The following is a 21032-nucleotide window of genomic DNA, read 5'->3' as shown; positions in this document are numbered from 1 at the left end:
TCTGAAGCTGCGCACCCCTACGCAACGTGACGAGGGTAGCCGATGGCGGAGCGGGTCGGGTGTGTGAGGGTGGGGGTGTGGAGCGGATGCCTCGGTTGGCTTGTTTCGATCTGGACAACACGCTTATTGATCGGGACGGGGCGTTTCTGAGGTGGGCTCGTTGGTGGGCGGACTCGGCTGGGCTGGGGGAGGCTGGGGTTGAGTGGTTGGTTGCTCATGACAACGGTGGGTTTCGGCCGCGGGCGGAGTTGTTCGAGTTGGCGCGGGTGCGGTTCGGGCTCGCGGCTTCGGTGGACGAGCTGGTGGCGTCGTACGACGAGGAACATCCGTTGTTCGCCTGGGTGGAGCAGCCCGTGCTCGACGGACTGGCAGACCTGCGCGCGGCCGGCTGGCGGATCGCGGTGGTGACGAACGGCGGCACCGTCCAGCAGAACCTGAAACTGGAGTACACCCAGATCGCCGACGTCATCGACTACGCCTGCGTCTCCGAGACAGTCGGCGTCCGCAAACCCGACCGCCGAATCTTCGAACTGGCCGCACACCAAACCGGCACAACCCTGACCGACGGCTGGATGGTCGGCGACCACCCTTCCCACGACATCGCCGGCGGCATCGCAGCAGGCCTCCGCACGATCCAAATAGGGAGCCGGCAAGTGCCAGACACACCGGCCGCGGATCATCAGTTCGACTCGGTAGTGAAGGCGTTCCCCGTCATCTTGGCGGGATGACCTGACCTGGTGCGACCTCGCGGCCGTCGACGGTGATTGTCGTACGACGGGGCTCGACGGTCATCTCGATCGCGTGGCCGCGGTAGTTGAGGTTGGTGAGCCTGACGTTGCCTGCAGCAACTGGGCTGGGGGTGATGGTCAACGACCCGTCGGGTTGGGGGTGGATGCCTAGGAGGCCGGTGAGGAGGGATTCGGCTCCGGTGAGGCCGGCGATGATGTTGATGCGGCGGCCGCTGGCGGGCGCGCCGGGTTTGTCGGAGTAGTGGTCCTGAGGGAAGTACGGGTAGTGCTCGCCCATCCAGAACAGGCGGCGTAGGACATCCCACGCACGGTCGGGTTCGCCGTGTTCCCAGAGAGTGAGCGCGAGTTGCGGGGCCTCGCCGGTGTAGGCGCCGGCACCGGACCAGTCGATGTCGGCGGTCTCGTAGTGCAGTGGATCCTCGGCGCTGACGCTGCTGACGCCGTACTCGCCGAGGAACGCGCCCGGACGCAGGTGGCTGATCAACGCGGCGGCGACGTCGGGTGGGCAGGCGCCGGCGCGAAATACGTCGTACGCCTGAATCGAGTACGCGAGCTCGGTGTGGCCGTCCGGGTAGCGGCTGCGGAACCAGCCGGCGTCGGCGTCCCACAGCTGCCGGATCACCTCGGTGCGGATCTGTTGTGCCGACTCCCGGAGGTCAGCGGTTGGTAGTGCGGCGCCGGTCAGGTCGGACAGGTCGGCGAGGGTGTCGAGGGCCCATGCGCGTTCGGCGTTGGGGCTCGCGACCACGTGCTCCCATCCGGTACTTCGCATCTCGAGAAGGTTGCTCTGATCGCCGTAGTCCCGCAGTACGCCGGTCTGGTCGTCGGGCTGGAACCGCTTGTCGAGCGCGATCAGTACGTCGTACAGCCGGGACACCAGCGTCGGATCGAGCGGACGTTCCGCGGCGGCGGCGCGGGCGAGGGACACGAGCGACCAGCCGCTGTACGCGTAGGCGACGCCGAGGCCGGTGCCGTCGGGGGCGATCGCATACCGGTCGGTCAGGTCGGCGTCGAGGAACGACTCGATGACGTCGACGACGCGGTCGCCGAGCATCAGGCTGAGGAGGTTGGGCGCGTAGCCGCCGGTGTCCCACGCATATGCGCACAGCGCGCCGCCGTCGAGGCCGGAGGTTGCGATGAACGGCCGGGTGACGAAGTCCGGGTGATCCCACCAGCAGACGAGGCCGCTGGCCAGCGAACGCCGGTAGTACTGCTCGAGCCCAGGAATGTCGGACGTGAGCACCGGGAGCCGCCCGAGCACGTCGGCGAGTGTGCCGGACGGCGGTGTGTGGCCGACTGTCACGGTGAAGGTGGTCGTGCCGCGGGGTCGGAGAGTCGCGGTGAGATCGCTGTGGAGGAAGAGGATCTCGTCATCCGTGCCTGGCCCGGGTGGGACCCAGCCCCATTCGGAGAGCGGTACCCGGTGGGTTTTGGCCGCGGCGAGATCGGGCTGGATCGACACCTCGTGGGTGTTCGTGGAGCGGTTGGTGATTGTCAGCGTGAGCTCGTAGCCGGCCGCGCCCGGTACGAGCGTGGACTCGACGGCGAGCGACGTCAGACGGCTGTCGGCGTACTGGTGGTATGTGCCGTGGCGGACCAGGCGATCCGGCCGCCAGGTGCCGCCGGACGGGAGTAGACCGCGGTCCCCGGCTCCGGGTCGTGCGGCGTCGACGATGCGCCGCCCGTCGACCTCGAACGAGATCGTCAGCCGGCTGTCGGGCGCGGCCAGTGGGGGAGCGAACCAGCCGCCGACACCGCAGACGGTGTTGGCGAGCTGGGTGACGGTGCCAGTCGCGCTGCGCACCCACAGTTGGGCGGGCGGTGCGGCGCGGCGGAGGTCGAAGCTGAAGTCGTCGAGGGAGTACGGCGGCATGGGCGGCCTTCCTGATCTGCCGGGGGCAGGCGTGGTGGACCGGTCCGGGCAGGTGATCCCGGCCTGCGTAGGACCGGTCCAACACGGTGGAGCGATCGTGGCACGCGGGCGCCGTACGGCGCAATCCCCTGGCGGGAAACCGTTTTCGGGTGAGGTGTTGACGGGGTTGCGGGCCGCTGTTACGTTCCGGAGAACCAGCCCGTTGGACCAGTCCAACGGACAGAGCAAAGGAACCTCCGGATGGCGAAGCTGACGATTCGTGATATCGCCGCGCTGTCCGGCGTCTCCAAATCGACGGTCTCCCTGGTGCTGAACAACAGCCCGAAGGTCGACCCGGCGACACGGCGGCACGTGCTCGCGGTGATGCGCCGGAACCGGTACGTCCCGAGTTTCGCGGCGACCGCGCTGGCCAAGGGCAGTACCCGGCTGATCGGGATGGTCGTGCCGGGCCTGTCCTGGCACATGGTTGCCTCGATCAACATCGGGGTGGCCGCGGTGACCGAGCGCAGCGGGTTCGACATCATCCTGTACACCGCGACCAACGACCGTGACTACGGTTCGCTGATCGACCGCATCCTCACGTCGAGCATGGTGTCCGGCCTGCTCGTGGTCAGCCACGAGCAGCCGCTGGAACCGCTCGTCCAACTGCACTCCGACGGCCTGCCGGTCGTCCTCGTGAACACCGTCGACGCCGATGTCGCGCTGCCGTCGGTCACCGCCGACAACTACGACGGTGCGCTGACGGCGATGGACCACCTGCTCCAGCTGGGACACGAGCGCATCGCCTGTGTCCAGGGACGGATGGTCTACCGGTGCTGCCAGGACCGCTACCGCGGCTACCTGGACGCGCTCCGGTCGGCCGGCATCCAGCCCGATCCCGAGCTCACCAAACCCGGTGACTTCCTGCCCGAGCAGATCCGCGCCCGTTCGCGGGAGCTGTTCGCGCTGCCCCCGGACCAGCGGCCGACCGCCGTGTTCGCGCACTCGGACGTGACGGCGTACGCCGTGATGACCGCCGCGGCCGAGGCCGGACTGCGGGTCCCGGAGGACGTCTCGGTGATCGGTTTCGACGACATCGAGTCGGCGGCCCAGATCCGGCCGCCGCTGACCACCATCCAGCAACCGTTCGTGGACATGGGCAAACGCGCCGCCGAGATGCTGCTCGAAGCCATCGGTCCGACCGACGAACCTCCCACAGAAGAACCGGCCGATGAGCGCCCCCGGCTCGTGATGCCGACCAGCCTGATCGTCCGGGCGAGTTGCGGGCCGGTGCCCGTGATCCGATCCCCGCGCGGACGCTCGCAGACGACCAAGACACCGTCCAAGGCCTGATCCGTCACGGATCGAGGTCCCGCCCGACCGCCCGATCGCAGCAGTCCCCGTTCAGGACCCCGGCGTACCGCCGGTGGGTCCGCGCTGCTGTGCGCCCTCTGGAAGGAACGTCCAGTGATCAGAAAACTGGCCACCGGGGTGACTGTCGCTCTGGTCGCGGCCGTCGCAGTGGTCGCCCCCACTGCGCGCGCCGACGCCGCCCCCGTCGAAGTTCTCCCGCCTGATGCCGTCGCCAACTTCACCGAGTTCAAGAGCCTTCCCGCCGACGCGACCCAACAGGTCCCGATCACCGGCAACCCCAACTTCACCAAGGCCCTCCAGATCGCCGTCCCGAACGGTCCGCAGAGTCCCGGTCTCGACGGCGAGTACGAGATCACGCTCGGCGTACCGGCTGCCGCGACGGTGACCGAAGGCGATGCGCTCGTCGCCACGCTCTGGGCGCGGTCGATCTCGCCCTCGGCCGGCAACGCTCACGTGGTGTTCGAGACCGACGGGGCGCCGTACAAGAAGTCGCTCAACGCCGCGCTGCGGTACGGCACCGAGTGGCAGAAGTTCCAGTTCCCGTTCCGCGCCACCACGACGTACACGGCCGGCACCACGACGGCGGCGCATCTGAACCTCTGGCTCGGGTACGGCGCGCAGACCTTCCAGATCGCCGGCGTCTCCGTGCAGAACTGGGGCCCCGGAACGCCGGCCGGCTACCCGCAGGTGACCTACGACGGCCGGGACACGAACGCGGCCTGGCGTACGGCGGCCAACGCGCGGATCGACCAGTACCGCAAGGGGAATCTCGCGGTCTCGGTCGTCGACCCGGCCGGCAACCCGGTCAGTGGCGCGACCGTTTCCGCCGTACAGCAGACCAGTGCATTCAAGTTCGGGGCCGCGTCGGACGGCTCGCGGCTGATCGGTGATCCGTCCAGCGGGATCAGTGCGGCCGACCTCGCGCAGTACCAGAGCAAGGCCTCGACGATCTTCAACCAAGGGGCCCTGGGCAACAACCTGAAGTGGAACCACTGGGAGAACCCGACCGAACGCGACACGATCACGCTCCCCGCGATGCAGTGGATGCGCGAGCGCGGACTGCGGATCCGCGGGCACAACCTGGTCTGGCCGTCGTGGGGATACCTGCCGCCCGACCTGAGCACGCTGCAGAACGATCCGGCCGCGTTGCGGACCCGTGTCAACAACCATGTCCTGGACGAGGCCGGCGCACTGGCCGGGATCGTCGACGAGTGGGACGTGGTGAACGAGCCGTACTCGGAGCACAGCCTGCAGGACATCCTCGGGCCGAACGAGATCGAGTCCTGGTTCCGGCTCGCGCGCCAGGCCGACCCGAACGCGAAGCTCGCCCTCAACGACTACGGCCTGGTCGAGAACAACGGCTGGGAGACGCGCCACCGCGACCATGTCTACGGCATCGTGCAGTCGCTCAAGGCTGCCGGGGCGCCGATCGACCTGGTCGGTTTCGAGAGCCATTTCAACGGGGTGCAGCTGACATCGCCCGACGATCTGCTGTCGATCGTGGACCAGTTCGCCGGACTCGGGGTGAAGGTCGCGATCACGGAGTTCGACGTGGACACCGACGACCTGCAACTGCAGGCCGACTACACCCGCGACTTCATGATCGCGATGTTCTCGAACCCGAACGTGAACCAGATCAGCAACTTCGGCCTCTGGACGAAGAACATCTACAACCCGCGCGTCGCGCTCTACAACGACGACTGGTCGCCCAAGCCGAACGCACTCGTGTGGGAGGACCTGATCACCCGCCAATGGCACACGAGCGCGAGCGGTCAGACCAGCGCGGCCGGAACGTACGGAACGCGCGGTTTCCTCGGTGACTACCTGGTGACCGTCACCGTGAACGGCGTCTCCAAGCAGGTCAAGGTCGCGATGCCGACCACGGCCGGCGCGTCGGTCAAGGTGATCGCCGACGGCATCGCCACCACTGTGCGCACGGATCAGCCGAACCCGATCGGCGACGGCGACTTCGAGAGCGGTGTCCGCGGCTGGACGCCACTCGGCACCGGCCCTGCGACCGCAGCGAACGCGCACAGCGGCCACACCGCGCTGTCGCTCAGCCCCGGCTCTGGCGTCACGCAGAACCTGACTGGCATCACGCCGGGCACGAGCTACCTGCTCTCGGGATGGGGGCGTCTGAACGGCGGCGGCACCCAGTGCTACGTCGGCGTACGTGGGGGAGCGACCGCAGGTACGCCGACCTTCCAGTACGTCCTCTCCTACGCCGACGAACGCGCGTACACACAGAAGCTGGCCGCCTTCACGCCACCGACAGGGACGAAGTGGGTTCAGGCGTTCGCCTGGTCGAACCCCGGTACCACGTCGACCGAGTGCACCCTCGATGACCTCGCCATCACACCCACGGACGGCACACCACCGCCGGCCCAGGGGCCGCCGCCGACAGCGCCGTACCTGCCGACGCCTTCGGTCCTTGCGAACGGGTCGTTGGAGAACCAGTCGAACACCACGGGCTGGTACTGCCTGGGGACGTGCACATTGAAGAACGCGTCGACGACTCCGCACGGCGGCAGTGGTGATCTCTCGGTGACTGCCAGGGCGGCCGCATGGGCCGGTCCGGCGCAGGGCGTGTCGGTGGTGAACGGCGGTCTGTACGACTCGTCGGCGTGGGTGCGCCTGGCCAGTGGTTCGGACACCGCGATGGTGAGTCTGAAGCTGACTACCTCGACTGGATCGACCACGGTCCGCCTCGGCACAGCTCCAGTCACGAGCACCGGGTGGACCCAACTGTCGGCCGCCAACGCGCAGGTGAGCTGGACCGGCACGCTCAGCAAGGCCGAGTGGTGGATCAGTACGACGACCGGTGCCGGCGACCTGCTGGTGGACGATGCGTCGTTCGCCCCGATGGCGAAGACCGTCACCGATCCGGGCACCGGTCCTGCGGAGACCACCTTCAACCCGGTGCAGCCGACCGCGGCCTGCGTCGTACACAACACGGTCGACAACACGTACACGGCGTACTTCGGGTACTCCAACGCGAACAACTACTACATCCCGGTCCCCGTCGGCGCGGACAACGCCTTCAGCCCCGGACCGTCCGATCGCGGCCAGACCGTCTCGTTCCTGCCCTACCAGCGACCGCGCCGCGTGGCGGTCACCTGGGACGGCAGCCCACTCACCTGGCGGCTCGGCGCACTGACCCAGACCGCGTCGTCGACCACGCCGGCCTGCAGCTAAGTCACTGGAGGAACACTCATGTCATCACGCATCTCACGCCGGACACTGCTCCGCGGGGCGGCCGGTCTGGCCGGCGCCGGCGCACTGGCCGGCTGCTCGTCCGGCGGGGACTCCAAGGGGTCGAAGGCCGCGACGACCATCACGTACTGGGACTGGTACGCCAGCCAGGCCGGCTGGGTCGACAACGAGATCAAGCTGTTCCAGGAGGCGCATCCCGGGATCGCGGTCAAGAAGACCACGCAGGTCAGCGACAAGTACGCCGACCTGGTATCGCTGGCGTACCGGAGCAACAACGCGCCGGACATCCTGATGGTGCCGAAGAGCCCGCAGCTGAGCCAGCAGATCTCGCAGAGCTGGCTGCTGCCGTTGGACAAGTGGGCGACCGGCTCCTGGCAGGGACGGTTCCCGGAGAACAGCTTCGTCGAAGGTGTCGACGTCTTCAGCGGGAAGGTCTACACGGCGCCGTTCGCCGCGCCGGCTCCGTCGCTCCAGCTGTACGTCCACCACGGCGTGTTCAAGGACGCGGGACTGACGAACGCGGACGGCAGCGTGAAGCTCCCGAAGACCTGGGACGACGTCACCAGCGCCGCGGAGGCGATCGCGTCGAAGAGCGGTGGCAAGGTGGCGCCGTTCGGGTTCGGCAACTCGACGAACACGACCCTGGCCTGGTGGCTGGATCTGTTCGTGCGCGGCGCCGGCACGCCGGGTGGCGCCGCCGTCGGCGGCATCGACGGGATGGACTATCGGGTCGGTAAGTGGACGTACGGCACGGACCGGAACTACCTCGACGTCATCAACCTGCTGCTCGAGTGGAAGAACAAGAACTGGTTCTACCCGAACTCGATGAGCATCTCCGACGAGCAGGCCCGCGCCTTCTTCGAACGCGGCCGGTTCGGCATGACCGTCGGCGGAGTGTGGAACCAGCCGGAGTGGACCAAGCACAAGTTCACCGACTACAGCCTGGTCACGCTGCCGACGCCGACGGCCGGTGACCCGAAGGCGCTGTTCTACGGCCCGCCTGGCGGCAAGTTCGTCGCGGTCAACGCCAAGACGCCGCACGCCGACGAGGCGTGGGCGTGGTTCGACTGGCTGTACAGCCCCGACGCGGGGAAGCGGTGGGTCGAGCAGGGGCAGGGTCTCTCGGTGTACGCGAAGAACAACGACCCGAAGAGCGTGACCTTCGCTCCGTTCGCGCAGTACGTCGCGATGTCGGGCGCCGCCGTCGTCGGACCGCAGCCCACGATCCGGAACCCGAAGGTGTCGGCCGTTCAGCTGCCCGGGGTGAAGCCGGACATCAACGACGTACTCGCCGGCGTCTACACCGGACAGCTGAAGGATCCGCAGGCCGCGCTGAACGAGCTGGCGGACAAGATGAACCAGGCTTTGGGTGACGCGATCAAGAAGGCTCCCGGAGTCAGCGCGAAGGACTTCACGTTCGCCGACTGGGACCTGACCAAGCCTTACACCACCAAGCCGGGCACCTGATGGTCATGACCGCCACGGTTCGCGACGACGTCACCCACGCCGAGCCACCGCGCTCGGCCGGGCGGCGTCGCGCGCGCCGCCGGACCTACCTGTGGTCGTACGTGTACCTGGCGCCGATGATGGTGCTTCTGCTGGTGTTCGTGGTGTACCCGATCATCGCCTCGCTCGGCTACACCTTCTACAAATGGGACGGCATCGGCGATCCGTCCGACTTCGTGGGGCTGGGCAACTTCCGGCAGATCGTCCACGACAGCATCTTCTGGCGGTCGCTCGGACACACCTTCGTGTACGCCGCGTTCGTCGTACCGATCCAGCTCGTGCTGGCGTTGGCGCTGGCGCTCGTGCTGAACAACAAGAAGTTGCGGTTCGCGTCCTTCTACCGCACGTTGTTCTTCCTGCCCGTTGTCACGTCCGCCGCAGTGATCGGTGTCGTGATCCAGTTGCTCGTGTCGAACTTCGGCGACTCGATCAACTCGGTTCTGCTGAAGTTGCACGTGATCGACCAGCACGTCGACTGGCTGGGGGATCCGCACTTCGCGCTCGGGATCATCATCCTGGTCGGGATCTGGCACACGTTCGGCTACAACCTCGTGTACTTCCTCGCGGGCCTGCAGACCATCCCGGAGGAGCTGTACGAGGCCGCCCGGCTGGACGGCGCGGGCCGGTTCGCGACCTTCCGGTACATCACGATCCCGATGCTGCGCGCGGTCGGCGTGGTGATCGTGATCCTCGCGGTGATCGGGACGTTCCAGATCTTCGACCTCGTCCAGGTGCTCACCAGCGGCGGGCCGTTCTTCGCCACCGAGGTCGTCAACACCTACATCTACCACCTGGCGTTCGGCGGGAGTAACGCGAACGCAGTACAACCGGACATCGGCCTCGCCTCGGCCGCGTCGTTCGTGTACGGCGTACTGCTCATCGCGTTCTCGGTCGTGCAGGTCGTCGTACTGCGCTCTCTCGCGAAGCGCCGCGGGACGGGAGGTCTCGCATGACGCGCCGGCGAGCAGTGACCGCGATGACGCATGTCGCGCTGCTGGTCAGTGGGCTCGCGTGGCTCTATCCGTTGTTCTGGGCGCTCGGGAGTTCGCTGAAGAGCGACGACGACTTCTTCACCGACGGGCTGAATCCGATGCCGTCGCACTTCCTCTGGGCGAACTACCTGAACGCCTGGCAGGAGGCGTCGTTCAGCCGGTACTTCATGAACACTATTCTGATCACGCTAGGCATGGTGGTGATCACTTTAGTAGTCACTTCCTGCGCGGGATACGTACTTGCCCGTACACGGTTCCCGGGGCGTGGGCTCTGTCTCGGGCTGGTGTCCGCGACGCTGTTCCTGCCACACGGGTACACGATCATCCCGGTGTTCGACCTGATGCAACGGCTGCATCTGCTGAACAGCCTGTGGTCGGTGATCATCGTCCAGGCGTCCGGGGGAGTGGTCTTCGGGACGTTCCTGTTCATGGGCTACTTCATGGCCGTCGACCGCGAGCTCGAGGACGCCGCCCAGGTCGACGGCGCGAACTTCCACCAGACGTTCGCGCGGATCATGCTGCCGCTGTCCGGCCCGATGCTGGCCACGGTCGGGCTGTTCACCGCGATCACCGCGTGGAACAGCTTCTTCATCCCGCTGGTGTTCACGCTCGGCCGGCCCGAGCTGCGCACGCTGGCGATCGGGATGTACGCGTTCATCGGCGAGAACTCGACCGAGTGGACGCTCCTCTGCGCGGGGACCGTCATCACCCTGGCGCCGATCATCCTGCTCTTCGTTCTCCTGCAGCGCTTCTTCGTCAACGGCCTGGCCGGCGCCGTCAAGCAATAGCCGTCAACCCAATAGTCGTCAAGCAATAGGAGGTCCTGAATGCCCAATCCAGTGCGTACCGCGATCGTCGGCACCGGCAACCGGGCCCAGCTGTTCACCGAGGGTCTGGCGAAGCGGGACGGCTACGAGGTCGTCGCGTTCTGCGACCCGAATTCGGTGCGGATGGCGTTCCACAACCGGATGCTGCTCGCGGCCGGCCGGCACACCGCGCACCAGTGGCCGCCGGCACGGTTCGAGGAGATGCTCAAGGTCGAGCGGATCGGGTTGCTGGTGGTGACGAGTGTCGACGCGACCCACAACCAGTACATCCAGGCCGCCCTGCGGGCCGGCGTACGGGTGATCAGCGAGAAGCCGATGACCACGGACGCCGTGAAGGCACAGCGCATTCTCGACGTCGTCGAGGAAACCGGCGGCTCGTTGTCGGTGGCCTACAACTACCGCTTCAATCCGGTCCACCGCCGGGTGCGCGAGCTCCTGGCCGAGGGTGCGATCGGTGACATCCACTCGGTGCACTTCGAGTGGCTGCTCGACGTGTCGCACGGCGCCGACTACTTCCGGCGCTGGCACCGGGACAAGGCGAACTCCGGTGGTCTGATGGTGCACAAGGCCAGCCACCACTTCGATCTGGTGAACTGGTGGCTGGGCGCTGAACCGCGGATCGTCTATGGGCAAGGGCAATTGGCCTTCTACGGGCCCGGGCAGCGGCACGGGTATGCGCGGGACTACTCGCGGGTCAACGGTTCGGCGGAGGCTGTGGACGATCCGTTCGCGCTGCACCTGGCCGGCAACACGACGTTGCGCGAGCTGTACCTGGAGGCCGAGGCGGAGGACGGCTACTACCGGGATCGCAACGTCTTCGCCCCAGGCGTCTCGATCGAGGACGACATGGCGCTCCTCGTCTCGTACGACAGCGGGGCGACGATGACGTACCACTTGACCGCGTACTCGCCGGCCGAGGGCTACCGCGTGATGTTCAACGGCTCCGCCGGACGGCTCGAACTGAATGTCGAAGAGTCGACATATACCGTGCCTCACCACCGGGTCGAATCGGCCAAGGGATGGGTTCACGGGGACGTGGCCGCGCCGGCCGCGGGCCGGACCAGCATCACCCTGCGGCCGTTGTGGAAGCCACCGGTCGATCACACGGTCGACCATGACCATGCGGGCCATGGAGGCGCCGACGCGCGCGTTCTCGCGGCGCTTCTCGACGACGACCCGACGGATGGTGCGGACATCGCCGACGCGCGACAGGCGGCGTTGGCGCTGGTCACAGGACTGGCCGCGAACCGATCCTTCGAGACCGGGCTGCCGGTCCGGACAGCCGACGTCCTCAAGCTGTGATCAGAATAGTGGTCATGTGATCACTATTCTGATCACGAAAGAGCGGATCGCAGGATCGCGTGGGCTCCGGTGACGATCGCGTCCCGGTTGGCTTCGTACGTCGGATCGGTGATCGCGGTCTTGTTCGCAAGGTCGAACGACAGCACCGGGACGTGCAGGTGGCCGGCCGGCATCGACAGGTCGAGCAGGTCGCGCTGCAGAGTGTTGCGGTAGGCAACTTCATTGGAGAGGTAGCCGCCACCGGCGCCCTCGGAGGCGATCGAACCGTCCGTGGGACCGTCTGGCCTGCGGACCGGTGTGGTCTCGCCGGCAGGGATCTCCAGCACGGAGGTATTGACGCGGGTGCGGAACGGCGGGACCGCGGTCTGCGCCATCCGCGCGAGCGGCAGGCTCGAGGTCAGCCACTCCGGGCCTGCCGGCATGCTTGGGGAGACGACCGGCGCGCTGATCGTTCCGCCGCCCCAGAGGTTGTTGTTGTCGCCGATCGAGCTGACCGAACGCCGGCGTCCGTTGAAGACCTCGAGATCGAAGATGCCCACCCGGCCCTGGCTCGCGGTCATCACCAGGTCGGCGTGCTGCGGACCGGGGCGGTAGTGCGGTGCGAGCGCGTTCTCGACCATGCTCTCGTCGAAGTCGGTGTACCGGACCGGGAACATGACCGTCTGGATCTCGTACGTCGTGCCGTTCACCCGCCAGCGTTGACCGTCGAGTGTCAGCGCGTTGGCGCCGGACGGGTTGCCGATCCGGATGTCCGCGTCGAGTGTGAACGGGTCGAAGCCGGTGACGAGGATCTTGCGGACGCCCGGGGTGAAGCGGGTGCGGGTGATGCCGCGGGAGGCGTACTCGAAGGAGCGGATCAGGTTGGCGCGTTCCGTCGTACCGAGGCCGAAGGCTGGTTGCCACTGGCGCAGGGCGAGGGCCATTGAGATGCGCGCCCAGTACAGGCCGCGGTCGTCCGTTGCGGGTAGCGCGTCGGTGCCGTGTGCGGGGCGCTGGGCGCGTTGGGTCGCCGTACGCCAGAGGGCCTCGCCTTGGGTGCGTACGAGGGTTGCCGCGGCCTGACGGTTGGGGAGACGGCACAGGAGCTGTGTGAACAGGTCGACTTGGCGGTCGAAGCCTGATCGGCGCAGGATCTCGGCTGGCACCGACGGGCCGCCGTTGACGCCCCGGCTCAGTCGCTGCTCCTCGACTGTGCCGACGATCGACTGGTCGAGGCAGCCGGTGACCGGTCCACCGCGGAAGGCCGGTGCGGTGGCTGGGAGCGCCTGGGCGATCGGTGCGCCGGAGAGTACGGCGGTCAACGCCAAGGCGCCGGCGACCAGGGAGCGGTGGAATGAGCTGGGGCGGAGTCTCATAAGGGGTGTCTATCAGATTTCCGGTCGGGATCCGAGAGAACCTCGGTGTTCGTGGGTACTGCAGACTGTATGCAATCTGCTACGGTCGATGAGACGGCACCGCCCCGCCGTCCGCGCGTGAGGAGACCCGCTCATGAACACCCCTTCCCGCCGGCACCTTCTCACCGCCTTCGGCGCAGCTCTGGGCGCCGGCGCACTCGCCGCCTGCAGCACGTCGCCTGGAGGCGGTGAGTCCGGCGCCTCGGTGGGTGTGAACGGGAGCCGGCCGCCGACATCGGGCGGCGTGCAGACCGCAGGGTCGGTTGCTGATGGCAAGCAGGCGGTTGAGCGGTTGCTGGCGGGTAATGCGCGGTTCGTGGCCGCGCAGGAGCAGGATCTGGATGAGGGGATCGCCCGGCGGATCGCGGTGAGCAAGGGACAGCATCCGTTTGCAACAGTCCTCGGCTGCGTCGACTCCCGCGTGCCGATCGAGCTCGTCTTCGACCAGGGTCTCGGCGACCTGGTCGTCGTACGCAGCGCCGGCGGAGCACTCGACCAGTCGGTGATCGGCAGCCTGGAGTTCGGAGTCGCCGAACTCCACACTCCGCTCCTGCTCGTCCTCGGCCACCAACGCTGCGGCGCCCTGGACGCCACCATGAAGGCCCTGGACAAGCCCACCACCCATCCCGGCAAGCTCGGCTACCTCGTGGACACCCTCGCCCCAGCCGTCCGCCAGATCTCCGGCCAACCCGGCGACCGCCTCACCAACGCCGTCCACGCGAACGTCGCCCACGTCCTCGCCCAACTCCGCCAGTCACCCGTCATCGCCCCACTGGAAAAGTCCGGAAAACTCCAACTCACCGGCGCCTACTACGAACTCGACACCGGCAAGGTCACCCTCAACCCTTGAGCAACCCGGGGGATGACCGGCTCTGCGGTCCGACGTGTGAGTGTTGGTGGCGGCCAGCGGGGACTGGAGACAGACCGTGGAAGCCTGGAACCGGACATTTCCTGTCTCCGCCCACCAGTTCCTGTCTCCAGTCCCCACCGCACCACACCACCGCACCCACCGCTCGCTCGCACGCACGCACGACGGGATATCCGATGGTGTTGTGCCTTCTCCGTTGGCATTAGCGGGGAGAACCCACAACACCAGGGGATATCCGGTCTTCTGTCGATGGGTGGGTGTTGTGGTGCCGGCAGGTGATCGGGTTGGTGGCGGCGCGGCTGCCCGCCGTGGTGGGATGTGCACGCTCGACAGGTAGTGCACCGGTGAGACGCTGTATGCGCGGAACCGTTCACGCTCAGGTGCACTACCCGTCCACTCGACACATCCTGTCGAGTTGCAGATACACCAGGCCGCGGCACCGCCCTGGAACCCGGCGACCACCCAAACGTCAGTCACAGCCGGATAACCGGTCTCCTGCTCGCGGGTCAGTCGATCTGGGTGAGGCGGCCGTTGTCCACGTCGTACATGAAGCCGCCGACGAGGATGTCGTCGCCGATCAGCGGGTGTTCGCGGACCGCGGCGACGTCGCGGCGGAGGGCCTCGAGCTGGTCGGGGATGACCGAGATCGGCAGGTAACCGGCCGGTTTCCCGGCGGCCAGTTCGACCTTCTCACGGAGGTCGTCCTCGGACATCGCGGCCATCGCGCAGCGGGTGTGCGGGATGATCATGATCCTCCGGACGCCGAGCAGCTGGACCCCGAGGACCAGGCCGGTCAGCGTGATCTCGGTGACCCGCCCGCCGGCGGACCGCAGGACCTTCGCGTCACCGGGCTTCAGCCCGAGCATCTCCAGCGGCGGGATCCGCGAGTCCATGCAGGTGACCACGCCGATCCCGGCATGGGCGATCCCGTCGAAACCGCCGTAGTGGAAGTCGGCGGCGTACTCGGCGTTGGCGGCGAGCAGATCGTCGAACCCGCCGCTCATCGCGCTGGACCTGACACTGGGCCTGACACTGGGGTACCGGCTTGCAGAATCGACATGGCGAACGGTTCCTTTCCGCAGGAGTCCGGACGGGGTGGATCGGCTGGTGCGCTGGTCACCGGCACGATCCACGACCGCCCGTCGACATGCTGGACACTGACAGTGTCAGCGCCTTCGCCGACAACCAGCAACGAATCCAGTGAGAGATCTCCGATCAATGTGCGTACGGCGACCTCAGCGGCCTGACCGCGCTTCGTCCACGTGGACCGGCCGCGCAACCCGGTCAGTACTGTTTCGCCCCGGTCGGCCGCGGCCAGCACCTCCACCGCAGCGTCGACCGTGAGATGTCCGTGCATGGTCCCGGCCGGCAGGTACGTCGCGGTTGGCGCGAACCGGTGCCCGCCCAGGTGATTGGCCTCCCACACCCGACCCGGCGCGCGTTCAGCCAGCCCCGACACCAACGGCCGTCCGAGTACGGCGCAACATTCGTCGCGCTTCCCGTTGGTACAGACCAGCACGATCGGTTCGTCGACCGGCGTCAGGACAGGTAGTGACGCAGCAACCGCTGCGCGATCACCGCGGGCGACCGCGCCGAGGTCGAGGTCGTTCAGCTCAGAAGGGTCCACGACCCGGCCGCCGAGCAGCCACGCATTGCCCGGCCTCGTGGAGGCGACGAAGACCTGGTGCGCCCGCTCGACCGAGTCCGCGTGCCGGCCAGGGGAGCGGATCAGGCCGAACCGTACGTCGACCTTCTTGCACTCGTCGTCGAAGGCGCCGCCGAATCGCGGGTCGAGGTGACTCTGCGTCGGGGCCTTCGCACCCCAGGGACCGGGCTGCTCGACGACGACCCATCCAGTGGCGACCACCGCCGTACCGGGCAACGGCTCCTGGAGTACTCGACAGAACGTCGAGCACAGGCCGGCGGGAGGAGCAGGGGTCCCAGGTGTCACAGCTTCACGGTACGCGACGTGAGACGGCTGTCCCTCATGATGATCATCATGTGTGCGGTGCGCCACGCCGCCCGAGCAGCAGGACGCCCAGGACGGCTGCCAGGAATGCACAGACCGCGGCCCCGGCGAAGATCGCGTGAACTTGTGAAACGGCCGCGTCGCGGAGCGCGTCGACGAACGGGCGGCAGTCGCCGGGGGAGGTCGGGCAGAGCTCGTTCGGCGATTTGATGCCGTCGGCAATCGCGTAGTACCGGCGGAGGCCGATCGCGGTCAGGGCCGAGACGCCGACGAGCATTCCGACCATCCGCGCCACGACCACGAGCGCGCTCACCAGACCGTGGCTGTCGGCGGGCGTCGCGCCGAGCATCGCGGTGTTCAACGGTGAGAGCGCCAGCCCGAATCCGAAGCCGCAGACGAGCAGTACGACGGTCGCCGGCCAGTGATCCAGCGCCGTACGGCTCCAGAACGCCATCACCACGAACATCGCACCCGACAACCCGAGCCCGGCACCGGTGATCAGCCCGAGCCCGTGCCGCCGCGTCAGCCACCCGCCGACGACCGCGCCGACTGGCAGAGCGATCAGGAAGCGCAGGAGCACCAGCGCGGCCGCGAGTTGCCCGCCGCCCTGTGTTGTGCGCGCAAACACCGGTACGTCGACCAGCGCCGCGATCAGCGCGCATCCGATCAGAAAACTGACCACCAACGAACCCCACGCCGGGCGACCGCCCAACAGGCCACGCGGCACGATCGCGGCCGCCGTACGACGCTGCCACAGCGCGAATCCGACCGCGAACACGGCCGCGCCGACCAGCAGCCACGGCCCGGCCGGCGACATCAGCTCGCGCTCGGGATCCGCCGTCGCGAAAGCGAGCACGACACCGGCCAGTGCGATCGCGAGCAGCAGCGCGCCGACGAGGTCGACTCGCGAGAGCAATGCAGCCAGGTGTCCACGAGTCTGCCGGAGCACGAGGCCGAGCCAGACAAGCGCTAGTACGAGCGTGACGACGCCGATCGGCGTGAGCAGGCGGGACGTTCCGGTGAAGGGCACGAAGGGCAGACCGAGCGTCACGCCGGATGCGAGCCGATCTGGTGCTGTGAGCGTCAGGCCTAGCGCGATGCAGGCGAGTAGCCCGACGGCGCCTGAGATCCGGGGCCGCCAGCGACCGCGGAGGAGGAGTGCGAGGACGACGGCGACGACCAGGTTCAGCCAGAAGATGTACCGCCAGTCAGCGACCGCGAGTACGGCGGCACCCAGCAGCGGCCCCAGCACGGAGCCCAGCTCCTGCACCGCCCCGACCACGCCCAACGGCAACCCACGCCGCTCCGCCGGCCACAGGTCCGCGACCAACGCGAGCGTGGCCGGCACCAGTCCACCGCCGCCGACCCCTTGAAGAAACCGACCGGTTACCACCAGCGGCAGGTCGTAGGCGCCGGCCGTGATCAGCGACCCGACCGCGAACAGCAACAGGGCTCCGACGAGCACCGGCGTACGCCCGGCAACGTCCGCAATCCGCCCGATCAACGGCAGTACGGCGATATACCCGAGCAGGAACCCCGAGATGATCGGCGCCGCCCGCTGTAGCTCGTCCGCCGACAGCCCGACCCCAGCCATCATGTCCGGCAATGCGAGTACGACGACGTACGTATCAGCAGCCGCAAACGCCACCGCGATGGAAGCCAGCGTGAGGCGAGTCCTCGAGGTCACGGCTTCGTGATTTCGATCTTCTCGCCGTATTTGTCCAGGGTTACGTCGTAGCTACTGGTGGCGCCGGAGTAGAACGGGCCGGTGATGGTCGCCGAGATCAGCTGTTTGCTGCTTTTGTCGATCTTGAACGTGCTTGGGAAGCTCTGGTCGGCCGGGGCCTTCGGGAAGATGCCCTGGAGGGACTTGCCTTCGACGGAGCCGGTGACCTCGGTGAGGACCTTCGCGCCCTCGCGCGTCTCGCCCTTCACCTTGGCGTCCTTGAGCGTCGGCAGGACGGCGGTCAGGCCCTTCGCCGGATCGAGGAGGATCGCCGGGTCGGGTGCGCCGAGCCCGGCCAGCTGTGTCGGCGTGAGCTCGATGTAGCTGGGGGAGAACGACACCTTGGCGTAGACCTTGCTCCCGACCGCCACGACCTCGGCGTCGATCGGCGAACCGGACGACCGCACGGTCAGCTTGCCCTTGAACGCGGGCGCGTGCGTCGCGACGCCGTCACCGCTGGCGAGCGTCTGCGCGTTGTCCGGCAGGTCGCGCCCGGTCAGCACGATGTGCACACTGGCGGCCTCGTCGATGGTCTTCTTGACGTCGGTCAGCAGCGCGACCGCGTCGCCACCGGACTGGCCTCCGCCGCCGGACTCCTTCTTGTCGCTACAGCCCGCCACCGCAAGAACCACGATCGCGCACAGCGCGAGCACTCTCTTCACAGAGGTCAGCCTGCCAGATCGGGAGCGCATGCAGCGATGGGCTGAGCAACCGGCACGCCGGAGCCGTCGCGCCGCACGTCGACGGGAGGCAGCTCGACGGGTGCGCCGCTGTTCGCGCTGGCCTTCACCGGCGCCGCGCCGACGTACCCGAGCAGCAGGCCGTCCTCGCCCTTCAGCAGCCGCTGGCAACGCACACCGCCGGTCCCGCGGCCCTTGCCCGGGTACTCGCTGAACGGAGTCACCTTCACCGCACCGACCTCGGTCCCCGGCAGCGCCGACGACGAGCCCGCGATGGTGACGACCTGCGCCTCGCGCCCGCTGTCGACAGCGCCGAAGAAGACCGCCTTCGCCTTCGCAGCGAGCCGTACGCCGGCCATACCGCCCGCGGTCCGCCCCTGCGGCCGCACGGCCGAGGCCGGGAAGTGCAGCAGCTGCGCGTCGGAGGTGATGAAGCACAGCTCCTCGTCGCCCGTGGTCAGCTCGACCGCGCCGATGACCTCGTCGCCTTCCTTGAGGCCGATGATCTCCCACGAGTCCCGGTTGCTCAGGTGATCCGGTACGACGCGCTTCACGACGCCACCCGTCGTACCGAGGGCGACACCGACCGAGTCCGGATCCATCGTGGTCAGCGCCAGCGCCTTCTCGCCCGGGTCCAGCGACACGAACTCCGCGATCGGCGCGCCACCCTGCAGGTTCGGCGCGTTCGCGGTCGTCGGTACGGCGGGAAGGTCGAGCGACTCGAGCCGGATCAACCGGCCCGCGCTGGTGATCAGGCCGTACTGCCCGCGGGCGGTGCTCTTCACGGCCGACACAATCGCGTCGTGCTTCGCGCGCGCGTCGCTGGAACCGAACGGCTCCACACCGTTCGTCCGCGCGAGCAGCCCCGCCGAGCTCATCAGGATCCAGCACGGGTCGTCGCTGACCTCGAGCGGCACAGCGGCCGTCTTGGTCGCGCCGGACGACTCCAGCAGCACGGTCCGCCGCGGCGTCCCGTATGTCTTCGCGACCTCGCCGAGCTCGTCGGACACCATCTTGCGGAGCAGCGCCGGGTCCTCGATGATCGCGGTCAGCGCCTCGATCTCGCGCTCCAGCTCGCCCTTCTCGGTCTCCAGCTCGAGCTTCGAGTACTTCGTCAGCCGCCGCAGCGGCATGTCCAGGATGTAGTTCGCCTGGATCTCGGACAGGTCGTAGATCTCGATCAGCCGGGCCCGGGCCTCGGCCGAGTCGTCGCTGCTCCGGATCACCTGGATGACCTCGTCGATGTCCAGGATCGCGATCAGCAGGCCGTCGACGATGTGCAGCCGGTCCTGGGCCTTCTTCCGGCGGAACTCGCTGCGCCGGCGCGTCACGTCGTACCGGTGCTCGAGATAGACCTCGAGCAGCTCCTTCAGGCCGAGCGTGCGCGGCTGGCCCTCGACCAGGCAGACGTTGTTGACGTGGAACGCGTCCTCGAGCGGGGTCAGCTTGTAGAGCTGCTCGAGCAACGCCTCGGGGACGAAGCCGTTCTTGACCTCGATGACGAGCTGCGTGCCGTGGGCGCGGTCGGTGAGGTCCTTGACGTCCGCGATGCCCTGGAGTTTCTTGCTCTGCACCAGGGTCTTGATCTTCTCGATCACCTTCTCCGGGCCGACGGAGTAAGGCAGTTCGGTGACCACGATGCCCTTGCGGCGCGGCGTGACGTTCTCGACGCGGGCGGTGGCGCGCATCTTGAAGCTGCCGCGGCCGGTCGCGTACGCGTCCTTGATGCCTTCCAGGCCGACGATCTTTCCGCCGGTCGGCAGGTCCGGCCCGGGGATGAACCGCATCAGGTCGTCGAGGTCCGCGCCCGGCGTCTTGATCAGGTGCCGGAGCGCCTGGATCACCTCGACCAGGTTGTGCGGGGCCATGTTGGTGGCCATCCCGACCGCGATCCCGGCGGCGCCGTTGACCAGCAGGTTCGGGAAGGCGGCCGGCAGCACGTACGGCTCGGTCTCCCGGCCGTCGTAGTTCGGCTTGAAGTCGACGACGTCCTCGTCCAGACCGGTCGTCATCGCCATCGACGGCGGCGCCATCCGGCATTCCGTATAGCGCATGGCCGCCGGACCATCGTCCAGAGATCCAAAGTTGCCGTGGCCGTCGATCAGCGGGACGCGCATCGACCACGGCTGCGCGGTCCGGACCAGGGCGTCGTAGATCGCGCCGTCGCCGTGCGGGTGGTACTTACCCATGACCTCACCGACGACGCGGGCCGACTTCACATGGCCGCGGTCGGGGCGGATGTTGTTCTCCGCCATCGAGAACAGGATCCGCCGCTGGACCGGTTTCAGCCCGTCCCGGGCGTCGGGCAGCGCCCGGGCGTAGATCACCGAGTAGGCGTACTCCAGGTAGCTGGTACGCATCTCGTCGGAGACGTCGACGTCGAGGATGCGCTCCTCGAAGTCCTCGGGTTCGGCGGTGCTGGTACGGCGTGCCATGCGGGTCTACGAACTCCTCGATCAAGCGGTACACGCGCCGCGACGGTCCGGCGCCGCACCCATTCTCCCTGGTGAACGGTCGTTTCCCTGGCCACGACCCGCAGAAGCTACGTCGCCGCGACCAGAGCGGACCCTACCGCCACCC

Annotated in this window: 15 protein-coding genes; 8 read left to right on the top strand and 7 right to left on the bottom strand. The window is 67.8% G+C overall.

Annotated elements, in window-relative coordinates; genetic code table 11:
* Nucleotides 1-86: 86 nt before the first annotated feature.
* The gene (locus tag ACLJOO_RS36085) at nucleotides 87-728 is read left to right on the top strand and encodes an HAD family hydrolase (RefSeq protein ID WP_410792477.1); all 642 of its coding nucleotides are present in this window, start codon (nucleotides 87-89) and stop codon (nucleotides 726-728) included.
* Here ACLJOO_RS36085 and ACLJOO_RS36080 read toward each other — a convergent pair.
* The gene (locus tag ACLJOO_RS36080) at nucleotides 712-2622 is read right to left on the bottom strand and encodes an MGH1-like glycoside hydrolase domain-containing protein (protein WP_410792171.1); all 1911 of its coding nucleotides are present in this window, start codon (nucleotides 2620-2622) and stop codon (nucleotides 712-714) included. The two genes, ACLJOO_RS36085 and ACLJOO_RS36080, sit on opposite strands and share 17 nt — an antisense overlap.
* Nucleotides 2623-2862: 240 nt before the next feature.
* Here ACLJOO_RS36080 and ACLJOO_RS36075 point away from each other — a divergent pair, with 240 nt between their 5' ends.
* From ACLJOO_RS36075 to ACLJOO_RS36050, 6 genes are all read left to right on the top strand, one after another.
* Nucleotides 2863-3954 carry a LacI family DNA-binding transcriptional regulator gene (locus tag ACLJOO_RS36075; protein WP_410792170.1) on the top strand — a complete coding sequence of 364 codons (1092 nt, stop codon included), beginning with the start codon at nucleotides 2863-2865 and terminating at the stop codon, nucleotides 3952-3954.
* A gap of 114 nt (nucleotides 3955-4068) precedes the next feature.
* A complete protein-coding gene (locus ACLJOO_RS36070) occupies nucleotides 4069-7170 on the top strand; it encodes an endo-1,4-beta-xylanase (protein WP_410792169.1) in 3102 nt (1033 codons plus the stop codon).
* 18 nt (nucleotides 7171-7188) lie between these two features.
* Entirely contained in the window at nucleotides 7189-8655 is a 1467-nt protein-coding gene (locus tag ACLJOO_RS36065) for an extracellular solute-binding protein (protein ID WP_410792168.1), read from the top strand.
* A gap of 5 nt (nucleotides 8656-8660) precedes the next feature.
* Entirely contained in the window at nucleotides 8661-9647 is a 987-nt protein-coding gene (locus ACLJOO_RS36060; protein ID WP_410792167.1) for a carbohydrate ABC transporter permease, read from the top strand.
* Nucleotides 9644-10474, top strand: coding sequence for a carbohydrate ABC transporter permease (locus tag ACLJOO_RS36055; RefSeq protein ID WP_410792166.1), 831 nt, complete (start codon nucleotides 9644-9646; stop codon nucleotides 10472-10474). The genes ACLJOO_RS36060 and ACLJOO_RS36055 overlap by 4 nt, the downstream gene beginning before the upstream one ends.
* Nucleotides 10475-10513: 39 nt before the next feature.
* Nucleotides 10514-11815: a Gfo/Idh/MocA family oxidoreductase gene (locus tag ACLJOO_RS36050; protein ID WP_410792165.1), complete on the top strand. Its 1302-nt coding sequence runs from the start codon at nucleotides 10514-10516 to the stop codon at nucleotides 11813-11815.
* Between the two features lie 32 nt (nucleotides 11816-11847).
* Here ACLJOO_RS36050 and ACLJOO_RS36045 read toward each other — a convergent pair whose 3' ends face one another.
* The gene (locus ACLJOO_RS36045; protein ID WP_410792164.1) at nucleotides 11848-13170 is read right to left on the bottom strand and encodes a hypothetical protein; all 1323 of its coding nucleotides are present in this window, start codon (nucleotides 13168-13170) and stop codon (nucleotides 11848-11850) included.
* 133 nt (nucleotides 13171-13303) lie between these two features.
* Here ACLJOO_RS36045 and ACLJOO_RS36040 point away from each other — a divergent pair, with 133 nt between their 5' ends.
* The gene (locus tag ACLJOO_RS36040; protein WP_410792163.1) at nucleotides 13304-14059 is read left to right on the top strand and encodes a carbonic anhydrase; all 756 of its coding nucleotides are present in this window, start codon (nucleotides 13304-13306) and stop codon (nucleotides 14057-14059) included.
* A 524-nt stretch (nucleotides 14060-14583) separates the two neighbouring features.
* On the opposite strand, the gene ACLJOO_RS36035 is transcribed toward ACLJOO_RS36040, so the two are convergent.
* The 5 genes from ACLJOO_RS36035 to ACLJOO_RS36015 are packed head-to-tail and all read right to left on the bottom strand — an operon-like array spanning nucleotide 14584 to nucleotide 20887.
* Nucleotides 14584-15081, bottom strand: a complete 498-nt coding sequence (locus ACLJOO_RS36035; protein WP_410792162.1) for a beta-class carbonic anhydrase — start codon at nucleotides 15079-15081, stop codon at nucleotides 14584-14586.
* On the bottom strand, nucleotides 15078-16028 hold the full coding sequence (locus ACLJOO_RS36030) for a sucrase ferredoxin (protein ID WP_410792161.1): 951 nt from the start codon (nucleotides 16026-16028) through the stop codon (nucleotides 15078-15080). Before ACLJOO_RS36030 ends, ACLJOO_RS36035 begins: the two co-directional genes overlap by 4 nt.
* 46 nt (nucleotides 16029-16074) lie before the next feature.
* Nucleotides 16075-17733, bottom strand: coding sequence for an MFS transporter (locus ACLJOO_RS36025; RefSeq protein WP_410792160.1), 1659 nt, complete (start codon nucleotides 17731-17733; stop codon nucleotides 16075-16077).
* Nucleotides 17730-18434 (bottom strand): LppX_LprAFG lipoprotein, encoded by a 705-nt coding sequence (locus tag ACLJOO_RS36020; protein ID WP_410792159.1) that lies wholly within the window; start codon nucleotides 18432-18434, stop codon nucleotides 17730-17732. Before ACLJOO_RS36020 ends, ACLJOO_RS36025 begins: the two co-directional genes overlap by 4 nt.
* Nucleotides 18435-18439: 5 nt before the next feature.
* Complete coding sequence (locus tag ACLJOO_RS36015; protein ID WP_410792158.1) at nucleotides 18440-20887, bottom strand: DNA topoisomerase (ATP-hydrolyzing) subunit A; 2448 nt, start codon at nucleotides 20885-20887, stop codon at nucleotides 18440-18442.
* Between the last annotated feature and the right edge of the window lie 145 nt (nucleotides 20888-21032).

It is taken from the genome of Kribbella sp. C-35, assembly GCF_046549195.1.
Lineage (GTDB): Bacteria > Actinomycetota > Actinomycetes > Propionibacteriales > Kribbellaceae > Kribbella.
The sequence above is the reverse complement of the archived record's forward strand: the minus strand, read 5'-3'. Positions and strand labels throughout refer to the sequence as shown.